10 protein-coding genes and 1 riboswitch are annotated in these 12,229 nt (G+C 63.2%); all 10 genes read left to right on the forward strand.

Annotation, left to right across the window (positions count from 1 at the left end; all coding sequences use genetic code 11):
• Positions 1-10: 10 nt before the first annotated feature.
• The 10 genes from O1W68_RS11260 (at position 11) to O1W68_RS11305 (ending at position 12,164) form a co-directional block, all read left to right on the forward strand.
• Positions 11-514, forward strand: a complete 504-nt coding sequence (locus O1W68_RS11260) for a GNAT family N-acetyltransferase (protein ID WP_269303551.1) — start codon at positions 11-13, stop codon at positions 512-514.
• Positions 515-527: 13 nt separating this feature from the next.
• Positions 528-630: riboswitch (adenosylcobalamin-variant (AdoCbl-variant) riboswitch) on the forward strand.
• 77 nt (positions 631-707) lie between these two features.
• Complete coding sequence (locus tag O1W68_RS11265) at positions 708-2,657, forward strand: magnesium chelatase subunit D family protein (protein ID WP_269303553.1); 1,950 nt, start codon at positions 708-710, stop codon at positions 2,655-2,657.
• Positions 2,658-2,668: 11 nt separating this feature from the next.
• Positions 2,669-3,289, forward strand: coding sequence for a cob(I)yrinic acid a,c-diamide adenosyltransferase (gene cobO, locus O1W68_RS11270; RefSeq protein WP_136169266.1), 621 nt, complete (start codon positions 2,669-2,671; stop codon positions 3,287-3,289).
• The gene (locus tag O1W68_RS11275; RefSeq protein ID WP_269303555.1) at positions 3,283-4,689 is read left to right on the forward strand and encodes a cobyrinate a,c-diamide synthase; all 1,407 of its coding nucleotides are present in this window, start codon (positions 3,283-3,285) and stop codon (positions 4,687-4,689) included. The genes cobO and O1W68_RS11275 overlap by 7 nt, the downstream gene beginning before the upstream one ends.
• Positions 4,682-5,068, forward strand: a complete 387-nt coding sequence (locus O1W68_RS11280) for a cobalamin biosynthesis protein (protein ID WP_269303556.1) — start codon at positions 4,682-4,684, stop codon at positions 5,066-5,068. Before O1W68_RS11275 ends, O1W68_RS11280 begins: the two co-directional genes overlap by 8 nt.
• Before the next feature lie 39 nt (positions 5,069-5,107).
• Entirely contained in the window at positions 5,108-5,974 is an 867-nt protein-coding gene (locus O1W68_RS11285; protein ID WP_269303558.1) for an LLM class F420-dependent oxidoreductase, read from the forward strand.
• An 80-nt stretch (positions 5,975-6,054) separates the two neighbouring features.
• Complete coding sequence (locus tag O1W68_RS11290) at positions 6,055-7,722, forward strand: DUF7800 domain-containing protein (RefSeq protein ID WP_269303559.1); 1,668 nt, start codon at positions 6,055-6,057, stop codon at positions 7,720-7,722.
• A 16-nt stretch (positions 7,723-7,738) separates the two neighbouring features.
• On the forward strand, positions 7,739-9,421 hold the full coding sequence (locus tag O1W68_RS11295) for an ABC-F family ATP-binding cassette domain-containing protein (RefSeq protein WP_269303561.1): 1,683 nt from the start codon (positions 7,739-7,741) through the stop codon (positions 9,419-9,421).
• 11 nt (positions 9,422-9,432) lie between these two features.
• Positions 9,433-10,650, forward strand: coding sequence for a uroporphyrinogen-III C-methyltransferase (cobA, locus tag O1W68_RS11300; RefSeq protein ID WP_442972327.1), 1,218 nt, complete (start codon positions 9,433-9,435; stop codon positions 10,648-10,650).
• A gap of 11 nt (positions 10,651-10,661) precedes the next feature.
• Complete coding sequence (locus O1W68_RS11305) at positions 10,662-12,164, forward strand: MFS transporter (protein WP_442972328.1); 1,503 nt, start codon at positions 10,662-10,664, stop codon at positions 12,162-12,164.
• Positions 12,165-12,229 lie beyond the last annotated feature (65 nt).

The following is a 12,229-nucleotide window of genomic DNA, read 5'->3' on the forward strand; positions in this document are numbered from 1 at the left end:
CAACAGGCCTATGACTACGCAAGCTGCTGCCCTCAAGCGCTCCTGGGCTTTGGACCTGTCCAACAAGACCCTGTACGACCTGTTGAAGCTGCGTGTCGAGGTTTTCGTCGTCGAGCAGGCGTGCGCCTACCCCGAACTCGACGGTCGAGACCTGCTCACCGAGACGAGGCATTTCTGGCTCGAACGTGACGGCGAAGTGGTGTGCACACTGCGTCTGCTCGAGGAGCACGACGACGGCGAGAAGGCCTTCCGCATCGGGCGGCTGTGCACGCAGCGGTCGGCGCGGGGGCAGGGGCACACCACGCGCATCCTGCGCGCTGCACTTGCCGAGGTCGGCTCCTCTCCGTGTCGTATCAATGCACAGAGCTACCTGGTGGACATGTACGCGAAACACGGCTTCCTGCCCGACGGTGAGGAAGTTCTCGAAGACGGAATTCCGCATACGCCCATGCGTCGTGGCGGCGGAACCCCCTGGGGCGAGGCGTCGGGCGGCAGTAACGTCGAACGACGGTAGGGTTCGACCAACGGAGCTGATGCGGGGAAGTCCTGTGTGATTCAGGCGCGGTCCCGCCACTGTGTACGAGTAGGCCGATTGTCGGCAGCCTCGTGAGCCAGATCACCGCACAGCATCGAAACTACTTTGTCCACTTCTTCGGTGGGCATCGAAAGTCCTCGGCGCGGAAACCGAGGAATGAAGGGGATCGAAAGTGCAGCAGGCCGTTGGATCTTCAGAACCCGGTTATCCGTTCAGCGCGATAGTCGGCCAAGACCAGCTTCGATTGTCGTTGATCCTGTGTGCGGTGCACCCGGGAATCGGCGGTGTTCTCGTCCGCGGTGAAAAGGGGACGGCGAAGTCCACTGTCGTACGTGCACTCGCGACGCTGCTTCCGGACATCGAGGACGATGGCGTTACACGGCCGGCCCGACTGGTAGAACTTCCGGTCGGCGCGACCGAGGACCGCGTGGTCGGATCGCTCGATCTGGAAAAGGTGCTGCGAGACGGAGAACGTGCGTTCCAGCCAGGACTGTTGGCCGCCGCTCATCGGGGTGTGCTGTACGTGGACGAGGTGAATCTTCTGCACGATCACCTGGTCGACGTTCTGCTCGACGCCGCTGCGATGGGGCGCGTCCATATCGAACGCGATGGGGTTTCACATTCACATCCCGCGCAATTCGTCCTAGTGGGAACCATGAATCCTGAAGAGGGCGAACTTCGACCACAGTTGTTGGATCGTTTCGGGCTCGCCGTAGAGGTCACTGCCTCTCGTGACGTGGACATCCGAATGGACGTCGTGCGGCGGCGTCTGAACTACGAGCGCGACCCCCGTGCGTTTGCTGCGCACTACGCCGACGAGGACGCGGACATCGCCGCACACATCGTGGCGGCTCGACTCGTACTCGATCAGGTGGAACTCGACGACACCGAACTTCGTCGGATTGCGGCATTGTGTGCGTCGTTCGACGTCGACGGCATGCGAGCGGATCTCGTAGTCGCAAGGACCGCCTCGGCACACGCGGCATGGAGAGGTTCCCCGAAGGTCGAGGAGTCGGACGTGCGGGTCGCTGCGGAATTGGCATTGCCCCATCGGCGCAGGCGTGACCCGTTCGACGAGCCGGGTATCGACGAGAGTGCACTCGACGATGCCATGCGCGACGCTGCAGAACAGGCAGACTCCGCGCAGGCAGACTCCCCGAAAGCGGATTCCGGCCAGGAGTCCGACGATCCAACCGATCCCGAACCAACCGATCCCGAACCAACCGATTCAGGACCGGACCCGGATGACGACGGCGGCGGTGCACCGACACCGGACCAGGCGGATCCACCGTCCGGCAACGGATCTCGTGACCGAGATGCCGCAACGCCCGGATCGCAGTTCCGCGCGCGGTTGATGGAAGTTCCCGGCGTCGGCGAGGGAGCACCCGGGCGTCGCTCCCGGTCGCGAGCTGCGCAGGGGCGGGTCGTGCGCCCGACCACCGAGCGTGGAAGGGGACTTCACCTCATCGGGACATTGTTCGCGGCAGCCGAGGATCAAGTCGCGCGCGGACGAACATCCGGAAAGTTCCGACTCGAGCCTGCGGACCTACGCGGGGCGATTCGTGAAGGTCGAGAAGGCAACCTCATCGTGTTCGTTGTCGACGCATCTGGATCGATGGCCGCCCGCGATCGGTTGTCCGCCGTGACTGGAGCAGTGCTGTCGCTACTGCGCGATGCATACCAGCGGCGCGACAAGGTTGCGGTGATCACCGTTCGAGGGCGCGAAGCCGAGTTGGTTCTTCCGCCGACGTCGAGCGTCGACGTCGCAGTCACACGCTTGCGCAGAATGAAGACCGGTGGCAAGTCTCCGCTGGCGCAAGGCTTTCTGCGGGCCCGCGAGGTCGTCCTTCGAGAGAAGGTCAGAGATCCGTTGCGCCGTGCGCTCGTCGTCGCGATGACGGACGGGCGAGCGACGGGCGGTATCGATCCGGTCGGGCGCGCACGTATCGCTGCGTCGCGTCTGGCCGCCGATGGCACTGCTTCGGTCGTCGTGGATTGCGAATCGGGCATGGTTCGCCTCGGACTGGCAGCCGATTTCGCCGGGCATTTACAGGGTGGCTACGTGCGGCTCGCCGACCTTTCTGCAGAGCACGTTGCTGCCGTCGTCCGCGCAGCGGCCTGAGAGGACGAGTAATGCCACAGGGAGTACCACTTGCGGGAACAGTTCCCGACGACGGCCTGACGACGCGTCAGCGCCGTAATCAAGCACTTCTCGCAGTGCACACCGGTCCGGGCAAGGGCAAGTCGACGGCGGCCTTCGGAATGGCACTTCGCGCGTGGAATCAAGGATTCGACGTCGGAGTGTTCCAGTTCGTGAAGAGTGCGAAATGGAAGGTCGGCGAGGAATCGACGTTCAAACTGCTCGGCGAATTGCATGAGACGCAGGGCACTGGCGGGGCCGTCGAGTGGCACAAGATGGGCGAGGGGTGGTCCTGGACGCGTAAGAAGGGTTCCGACGTCGACCACGCCGCCGCAGCTGCTGAAGGCTGGGCCGAAATCTCTCGGAGATTGAGCGAGGAGACACACCGCTTCTACGTGTTGGACGAATTCACCTACCCACTCAAGTGGGGGTGGGTCGACATCGACGAGGTCGTCGAGGTGCTCGTGAACCGACCGGGTAACCAACACGTCGTCGTCACCGGACGTGATGCACCGCAGGCGCTGATCGACGCCGCCGATCTCGTCACCGAAATGACCAAGGTCAAGCATCCGATGGATGCAGGCCGAAAAGGTCAGCGCGGTATCGAATGGTGAGCCGTCCCGCTCCCGCCGTCGTGATCGCTGCGCCCGCATCGGGTAGCGGAAAAACGACGGTTGCCACCGGGATGATGGCTGCTCTTCGTGCCATGGGGGACCGGGTAGCGCCGTTCAAGGTGGGTCCGGACTATATCGATCCTGGATACCACTCTCTCGCAACGGGTTTGCCGGGTCGCAATCTCGATGCAGTGATGGTGGGGCGAGAGCGCATAGGTCCACTCTTCCTCCATGGGAGTGCCGGATGCGACATCGCGATCGTCGAGGGAGTCATGGGTCTCTTCGACGGCAAGATCGACATGACGGGTGCCGGACAGGCTTCCGCGGAGGGGTCGACCGCAGCGGTGGCCGCGATGCTCGGCGCACCGGTCGTCCTCGTCGTCGATGCACGCGGCCACAGTCAAAGTCTTGCCGCTGTGCTGCACGGTTTCTCGACGTTCGACCCGTCGGTGCGGATCGGTGGAGTGATCTTGAATCGTGTCGGCAGCCCGAGGCACGAAGAAGTTCTGCGTCAGGCGTGTGAGCGTGTCGGTGTTCCCGTTCTCGGGTCACTACCGCGGATGTCGGAACTGGCGGTCCCGTCACGGCACCTGGGACTGATCACGGCGCTCGAACACGGGAGCCGAGCCGGCGCAGCAGTGGACGCAATGGCAGAACTGGTAACACGCCATGTCGACCTGGCTGCCGTCCGGTCGTTGGCAAGATCGTCGGTCACCGATACCGCCTGGAACCCGATCGACGAAGTGGGTGAGCCGAGCGGGTCGGGAGCCGTCGTCGCCGTGGCCGGGGGGCCCGCCTTCACATTCGGTTACGCCGAGCATGTGGAACTGCTGCGTGCTGCGGGTTCGGAGGTGGTGGTGTTCGATCCCCTCACCGACGGATTGCCGGAGCGTACGGCGGGTGTCGTGCTACCGGGCGGGTTTCCGGAGGAACATGCCGAGCAGTTGGCGTCGAACGAGTCTCTGCTGGCGGATATCCGCAGGGCATCGGCTGCCGGATTGCCGATCCATGCTGAATGCGCAGGTTTGCTGTACCTGGCGAGATCCCTCGACGGCCACGCGATGGCCGGAGTCATCGATGCGGAAGCGCGGTTCGGATCGCAGCTCACACTCGGCTACCGCGATGCGGTCGCCTTGGGTGATTCGGTGTTGTTCGAGGCGGGGACTCGGGTGACGGGTCACGAGTTTCATCGGACTGCGCTCGTCGACTTCGCGGCCGAACTCACACCGGCGTGGGGTTGGCAGAACCCGAGCACAGCTGCCGGCAAACGCATCGTTCGAGAGGGGTTCGTCCACGGCCGTGTTCATGCATCGTACTTGCATACACACGCTGCGGGGAGTCCTCGATCGGTTCGGAGATTCGTCGAGGCGTGTGACCGGTTCGTGCCTGTCGATGTCTGAATCGGGCCGCGCCGAATCGATCGTCGTCGGAGTCGGCACGACGGCGGCTGCGACGGGCTCCGATATCGCGGTCGGGTTCGCTTCGGTCGCCAGGCCGCACTGGACCGTGGTCGCGGTGGCGACCCTGGATCGAAAGCATTCTGTAGTGGAGTCTTTTGCTCGTTCGCTTTCAGTGCCGCTAAGTGTGTGGACGGCCGCCCAATTGGCTTCCGTTGTCGTGCCGGCTCCGTCCTTACTGGTCGACGACGCCGTCGGGACCCCGAGCGTGGCAGAGGCCGCAGCACTATTGGGAAGCGGCGGAGGTCCGTTGATTCTGGGCAAGACGAAGGTGGGTTCGGTGACCATTGCGGTGGCGCTAGCACCGGTGCCCGAGGAATAGAAGCCTTGCGCGGCCGACTGCAACACGTTCTAATGTTGCATGCGCTTCGGTCTCGTTCTGTTCACCTCCGATCGTGGAATAACGCCTGCGGCCGCGGCCGCGGCGGGCGAGCGATTGGGATTCGACTCGTTCTACGTACCGGAGCACACACACATTCCCGTCAAGCGTGAAGCGGCGCATCCGCAGACGGGTGATTCTTCGTTACCGGATGATCGATACTCCCGAACTCTCGATCCGTGGGTGGCGCTGGCCGCAGCGTCTGCGGTGACGAACCGAATCGCATTGGGCACCGCTGTCGCAATACCGGTGGAGCACGACCCGATTACGCTTGCCAAAACCATTGCCTCGCTCGACCATCTCAGTGGTGGCCGTGTGGTTTTGGGAGTCGGGTTCGGTTGGAACGTCGACGAATTGGTAGATCACGGAGTGCCCCCTGCCAGGAGACGGACCATGCTCCGTGAATATCTCGACGCGATGCGTGCACTGTGGTCACAGGAGCAGGCGGAGTTCTCGGGTGAGTTCGTCGAGTTCGGTCCGAGCTGGGCATGGCCGAAACCCGCTGGAGGACGCCATATCCCGACGCTCGTCGGTGCTGCCGGTACCGACAAGAACTTTGCGTGGATCGTTCGGTCGGCCGACGGTTGGATCACCACACCCGGTGAGCAGGATATCGAGTCGAGGGTCGTTCGGCTCCAGCAGCTGTGGCGCGACGGCGGTAGGGACGGTTCGCCATACATAGTCGTGCTCGACTTCAAGCCCGACGCAGAGAAGCTGGCGAGATGGGAAGAAATGGGCGTGAGTGAAGTGGTCTACGGAATGCCCGACAGATCCGAGCCCGAGGTCCTCGCATATCTCGAGCGTCTCGCTGTGAAGTTGACCGATCGATTGGCCATCGCGGACAGTTGAGATGCCCGGCGGACAGTTGAGATGCCCGTAGCGACCGTAAGCGGTGGCGTGAGCGTCCGAGTACAGGCACTGTAGGCACTATGAAGTCTTCTTCGCTCGTACTCGGCCCACTCGTCCGTTATGTCGGTGTCGACTCGGCGACGTTCTGGTTCGAATTCGATGTGCCCGGGACAGTAGCTGTGCGTACCGCCGTCGGAGTGGTGGGGGAAGCGCGCACCTGGGGCGTGTACGGCCACCACTACGCATTGGTCGCACTGACAGGTCTGCCGGCGAGCACCGCGATCACGTACGACGTGACGTTCGACGACATGAGGATCTGGCCCGAATCGGGCGCGACCTCGGCTGTTCACACCGGAGATCCAGTCGGCCCAGTGACCTTCGCATTCGGATCATGTCGACGGGGTGACAATTACGGTGACGACTCGCTCCGTCGAATCGGTGCCGACGCGCTTGCCGGTCTGGGTAATCGAATGTCCACCCAAGATCCCTCGGAATGGCCGCAAGCCCTGCTGTTACTCGGTGACCAGGTGTACGCAGACGATCCGTCACCCGAAATCTTGGAAAGACTCCACGCGCGGCGGCAAGGCGGCCAAGGGCCCGACAGCGCACGGGGTACCGATGCCGAGAACGAGATCTGCGATTTCGAGGAATACTCCTGGCTCTACCACGAATCGTGGGGTGCCGAGCCGGTGCGCACGCTGTTGGCCAGCGTCCCGTCGTGCATGATTCTCGACGACCATGATCTGCGTGACGACTGGAACTCGTCTGCGTCCTGGCGAAAGGACATAGAAACCCGGCCGTGGTGGAACGATCGCGTGGTCGGTGCATTCTCCTCGTACTGGGTCTATCAGCATCTGGGCAATCTCTCACCCGAAGAACTCGCGCGCGACGAGTTGTACGAGGCCGTACGAACGGCCGCCGACGACGCCACGCGTGAACGCCTACTTGCGGACTTCTCATTGCTGGTCGATCGGGACCCGGCGGCTGGACGGTGGAGCTTCTACCGCGACTTCGGCGACACCCGACTGCTCATGATCGATTCTCGCTGCTCGCGCAATCTCGACCCGAACGACCGGGCGATGGTGGACGAAGCCGAATGGACCTGGGTCCGAGAGCGCGCGCTGGAAGGCTCGCCCAAACATCTTCTGTTCGGATCTTCCCTGCCGTTCTTGATGTTGCCCGCGTTGCATCACCTGGAACAGTGGAACGAGGCTGTAGCGCAGGGGAGTTGGGGCAAGAGGGCGGCGCGGGTAGCAGAGAAGCTGCGGATCGCGCTCGATCTCGAGCACTGGGCAGCGTTCGGTAATTCTTTCTCGGACATGGCAACTTTGACGCGCGAGCTGTCCAGGTCGACGAATCCACCGGCCAGCATCCTATGGTTGTCGGGTGACGTGCACTGTTCCTATGTAGCGTGTGCAGACTTCGGTGTCGGGGGGAAGAAGGTCCCGGCCACTTACCAACTCACGATGTCGCCGTTCCGTAACCCATTGAATTTGCCGATTCGGGCGGTCAACCGGTTGGCCATCAAACGGCCCGTTGCAATCCTGATGGAGAAGCTCGCCCGCGCTGCCCACGTGGGGCCGGACGATGTCCACTGGGAAGCCGAGGCCGGTCCATGGTTCGACAACGGAGTCATGTTGCTCACCACGGAAGGAGATTCAGCGCGGCTCCGCGTCGAGCATGCGCATCTCGATTCGGCCCGAAAGCAAATCCTGACGACAACGGCAAAGATCGTATTGGCGCCGTGACATAGGATTTGTCCCCGTGGCTCACCTCGAACTCACCGACATCGACTACTTTCTTCCCGACGGCAGACAATTGCTCAGCGGGGTCGGTTTTCGAGTCGGAGACGGCGCGAAGGCCGCTCTCATCGGTCCGAACGGCACTGGAAAAACCACGCTGACACGGATCGTGGCCGGAGATCTCGCACCCGACGACGGAAACGTTGCCAGCTCGGGTTCGCTCGGAGTGATGCGCCAGTTCGTCGGTCAATTGCGCGACGACTCGACGGTGCAGGATCTGCTGTTGTCCGTTTCGCAGCCGGGGGTCCGTGCCGCAGCGAAAGCACTCGACGATGCCGAGAACGCGATGATCGACGTCGACAACGAGAAGACTCAACTGAAATACGCCGGCGCGCTGTCGGATTGGGGCGACGTCGGCGGGTACGACCTGGAGCCGTTCTGGGACAAGGCGACGATGGCCGCGCTCGGGATGTCGTTCGACCGGGCGAAGTGGCGTGCCGCTTCGACTCTCAGTGGCGGCGAACAGAAGCGTCTCGTTCTCGAAGCCCTGTTCGGAGGACCGGATCAGTTGCTACTGCTCGACGAGCCGGACAACTATCTGGACGTACCGGGCAAACGGTGGTTGGAGAAGACCATTCGCGAGTCCGACAAGTCGGTCCTCTTCATCAGCCACGATCGTGAACTCATCGCCAACGCCGCTACCCGGATCATCACGCTCGAGCCGGGAGTCAACGGCGCGACCTCATGGGTGCACGGTGCCGGGTTCGAGACTTACTACGACGCTCGCGAGGATCGAAATGCCCGACTCGACGAGCTTCGTCGTCGGTGGGACGAAGAGCGCATCAAACTCCGTGCGCTCGTCCTGCGCCTTCGGGAGAAAGCGAAGTTCAACGACGGTATCGCCGCCCGCTATCACGCGGCCCAGACGCGGCTTGCGCGGTTCGAAGACGTCGGCCCACCGGAAGCAGTGCCGGTCAAGCAGAAGGTCACGGTACGACTGCACGGCGGTCGCACCGCGAAACGCGCGCTGGTATGCACCGCTCTGGAGCTGACGTCGCTCATGAAACCGTTCGACGCCGAAGTCTGGTTCGGTGACCGAGTCGCGGTTCTCGGGTCCAACGGTTCGGGTAAGTCGCACTTTCTGCGGTTGCTGGCCGCAGGAGGCACCGATCCCGAACGGGAGCACGAACCGGTCACCGAACTCGTCCTCGATCCGGTCCCTCACACGGGCACGGCAGTTCTGGGCGCTCGCGTGCGCCCCGGGTTGTTTGCTCAGACCCACACCCGCCCCGACTTGAACGGCAACACCTTGCTCGACATTTTGCACCTGGGCAACGAGCATCGTGACGGCATGGGTCGCGAGGCGGCGAGTCGGGCACTCGATCGCTACGGACTCGCCCGTGCTGCCGAACAGCTCTACGACAACTTGTCCGGTGGCCAACAAGCGCGCGTTCAGATCCTGTTGCTCGAGCTGTCCGGTGCGACGCTCTTGCTTCTCGACGAGCCCACCGACAACCTCGATCTGATGTCGGCGGACGCCCTCCAAGACGCCATCGCGGCATTCGAGGGGACCGTCATCGCGGTCACCCATGACCGTTGGTTCGCCCGCAGCTTCGAGCGGTTCTTGGTCTTCGGATCCGACGGTCACGTCTACGAATCCGACGAGCCAGTATGGGACGAAACCCGAGTCGCGCGGGCGCGGTAGCGTTTGCTCTCGTGGATGCGACTGATTCTCCCTACCTCGTCGGCCTGAATCTGTCAGGCAAACGCGTCGTTGTGGTCGGCGGCGGGACCGTCGCGCAGCGGCGACTGCCCCTGTTGATCTCTTCCGGCGCCGAAGTGCACGTCATCACCCGGGTTGCGACTCCGGCCGTCGAAGCGATGGCAACCGCTGGTCAGGTGACGATGGAACTGCGTGACTTCGCCCCTGGCGACATCGATGGAGCCTGGTACGCCATCGCCTGCACCGACGAGGCCGAGACGAATGCAGCGATCGTGGCCGAAGCCGAGAAGTCGAGGATCTTCTGCGTTCGCGCCGACATCGCTCGAGACGGAACCGCCGTCACCCCGGCATCTGCGGATTACGACGGACTCACTCTCGGCGTCTTGGCCGGCGGTGAGCACCGGCGCTCGGCATCGGTGCGCAACGCAGTTCTCGAAGCTCTCCAGTCGGGGCTGATCACCGATTCGGCGCACGTTCCACTGACCGGCGTGGCCCTCGTCGGCGGAGGTCCGGGAGATCCCGATCTGATCACCGTCCGCGGCCGCCGACTGCTGGCGTATGCCGACATCGTGGTAGCCGACCGTCTGGCGCCACCGGAGCTACTTGCCGAATTGGGCCCACACGTCGAGGTCATCGATGCATCGAAGATTCCGTATGGCCGCGCAATGGCACAGGAGGCGATCAATCAAGCATTGATCGATGGAGCCAAGGCCGGCAAGTTCGTTGTCCGCCTCAAGGGCGGCGACCCGTACGTGTTCGGTCGCGGATACGAAGAATTGGAGGCTCTCGCCGAGGCCGGGATACCGGTGACGGTGGTCCCCGGAATTACGAGCGCGATTTCGGTGCCGTCGGCGGCAGGCGTTCCGGTAACGCACCGCGGCGTCACCCACGAGTTCGTGGTCGTGAGCGGCCACCTCGCCCCTGAACACCCCGACTCACTGGTCGATTGGGGAGCGCTCGCACGATTGAAGGGCACGATCGTGCTCCTGATGGCGGTCGAACGCATCGACAAATTCGCTGCGGTGCTCATCGAAGGTGGACGACCTGCCTCGACGCCGGTGCTGGTAGTGCAGGAGGGGACGATGCGCACTCAGCGTGAGGTCAGAGCCGATCTCGCGACGGTGGGCCGACGCGTGAAAGAAGAGGGAATTCGCCCACCGGCAATTGTCGTAATTGGAACCGTTGCGGGTTTCTCCGTAGACCCTCGGTAACGTGAACTCCCGTGCCTGACCAATCGCAGCCCGCAGCGCCCACGACGGACATCGTGTACCCGGTGACGACCAGGGCTTTCGGCCTGGCGATCATCGTGCTCAGCGGCCTTCAGCTGATGGTGGTTCTCGACGGGACGGTGGCAAACCTGGCATTGGCGCCACTTCAGGCGGATCTGGGCTTGAGCGATGCCGGCCGCAACTGGGTTCTCACCTCGTACGCATTGGCCTTCGGCGGACTGATGCTTCTCGGTGGAAGACTCGGTGATGCGTTCGGTCGAAAGAAAATGTTCCTCGGTGGCGTCGTCCTGTTCACCGTGGCATCTCTTCTTTGTGGGTTGGCCATCAACGAGGCAACGTTGGTGGCTGCGCGTGCCCTGCAGGGGGTTGGAGCGGCAGTAGCGTCGCCGACGGCGTTCGCCTTGGTCGCGACGACCTTTGCGCCAGGACCGGTTCGGAATCAGGCAATTGCGATTTATGCGGCGATGACCGGCGTCGGATCCATCGCAGGCCTCATCATCGGCGGCGCCTTGACCCAGGTTTCGTGGCGCTGGATCTTCCTCATCAACGTGCCCATCGGCATTGCAATCGCCATTCTGGCCATGGTGTCGCTGAAGGAAACTGCGGGCGTTCGGCTTGCCCTCGATTTCCCCGGGGCGATCCTCGGCACGCTCGGCTGCACGGGTGTCGTGCTTGCCTTGAGTGAGGGAACCGAACTGGGATGGTCGAGCCCGCTCGTCGTCGGCTCACTGCTCGGCGGACTGATACTGCTCGGACTGTTCCTGGTCGTCGAGCGGAGGGCCGATAACCCGCTGTTGCCGTTCTCCCTGTTCGCGAACAAGAACCGCGTGGCCACCTTTGTCGCGATCTTCTTCGCAGGCGGAGTGATGTTCTGCCTCGCCGCGTTCGTCGCGCTGTTCGTCCAGGACATCCTCGGTTACAGCCCACTCAATGCGGGTCTGGCGTTCGTTCCGTTCGCATTCGGCTTGGGCGCTGCAGCGTTCATCACTTCGAAGCTCGTAGTTCGAATACAGCCGCGATGGTTGGTCATGTCGGGCAGCGCCATCATGGTGGGTTGGTTGCTGTTCTCGGTCGCGACGATGAACGCGGACTCGTCGTACTTCCCCGGCATCTTCTTCCCGGTCATCGGGATCGGCTTCGGCGTCGGGATGGCGTCGATACCGCTACCGCTGTGTGCCATCGCCGGGGTCCGAGCGACCGAGATCGGCCCACTGACAGCAATCGCTCTGGTGGCTCAGACCTTGGGTGGTCCCGTTGCACTGGCCGTGGTGGGTGCATTGGTCACCTCGCGAACAATCTCCCTCGGCGGAACCACCGGCCCGGCCACCCTGATGAACGAAACCCAACTCGATGCACTGAGCTCCGGTTACATGTTCGCCCTGTTCTGCTGTGCAGTGGCTGCGGTCGTCGCGGGACTCGCCGCGTTCTTCATCAAGTTCACCCCGCAGCAGGTTGCTCAAGCCCAGGCTGCGCAGGAAGATGTGCTGTCGACGTAGCCGTCGATGCGCAGTCCGCGGCTAGATGCCGAGGACTCCTGGCGCGGTCAAGTCTGGTTCCCTCG

It is taken from the genome of Rhodococcus sp. H36-A4, from assembly GCF_027158005.1.
GTDB lineage: Bacteria > Actinomycetota > Actinomycetes > Mycobacteriales > Mycobacteriaceae > Rhodococcoides.

What these genes read in the sequence shown, in the direction of transcription:
- O1W68_RS11290 (WP_269303559.1), top strand. Translation starts at nt 6,055, where the DNA reads ATGAAGTCTTCTTCGCTCGTACTCGGCCCACTCGTCCGTTATGTCGGT.
- O1W68_RS11280 (WP_269303556.1), top strand. Translation starts at nt 4,682, where the DNA reads ATGTCTGAATCGGGCCGCGCCGAATCGATCGTCGTCGGAGTCGGCACG.
- cobO (WP_136169266.1), top strand. Translation starts at nt 2,669, where the DNA reads ATGCCACAGGGAGTACCACTTGCGGGAACAGTTCCCGACGACGGCCTG.
- O1W68_RS11275 (WP_269303555.1), top strand. Translation starts at nt 3,283, where the DNA reads ATGGTGAGCCGTCCCGCTCCCGCCGTCGTGATCGCTGCGCCCGCATCG.
- O1W68_RS11260 (WP_269303551.1), top strand. Translation starts at nt 11, where the DNA reads ATGACTACGCAAGCTGCTGCCCTCAAGCGCTCCTGGGCTTTGGACCTG.
- O1W68_RS11285 (WP_269303558.1), top strand. Translation starts at nt 5,108, where the DNA reads ATGCGCTTCGGTCTCGTTCTGTTCACCTCCGATCGTGGAATAACGCCT.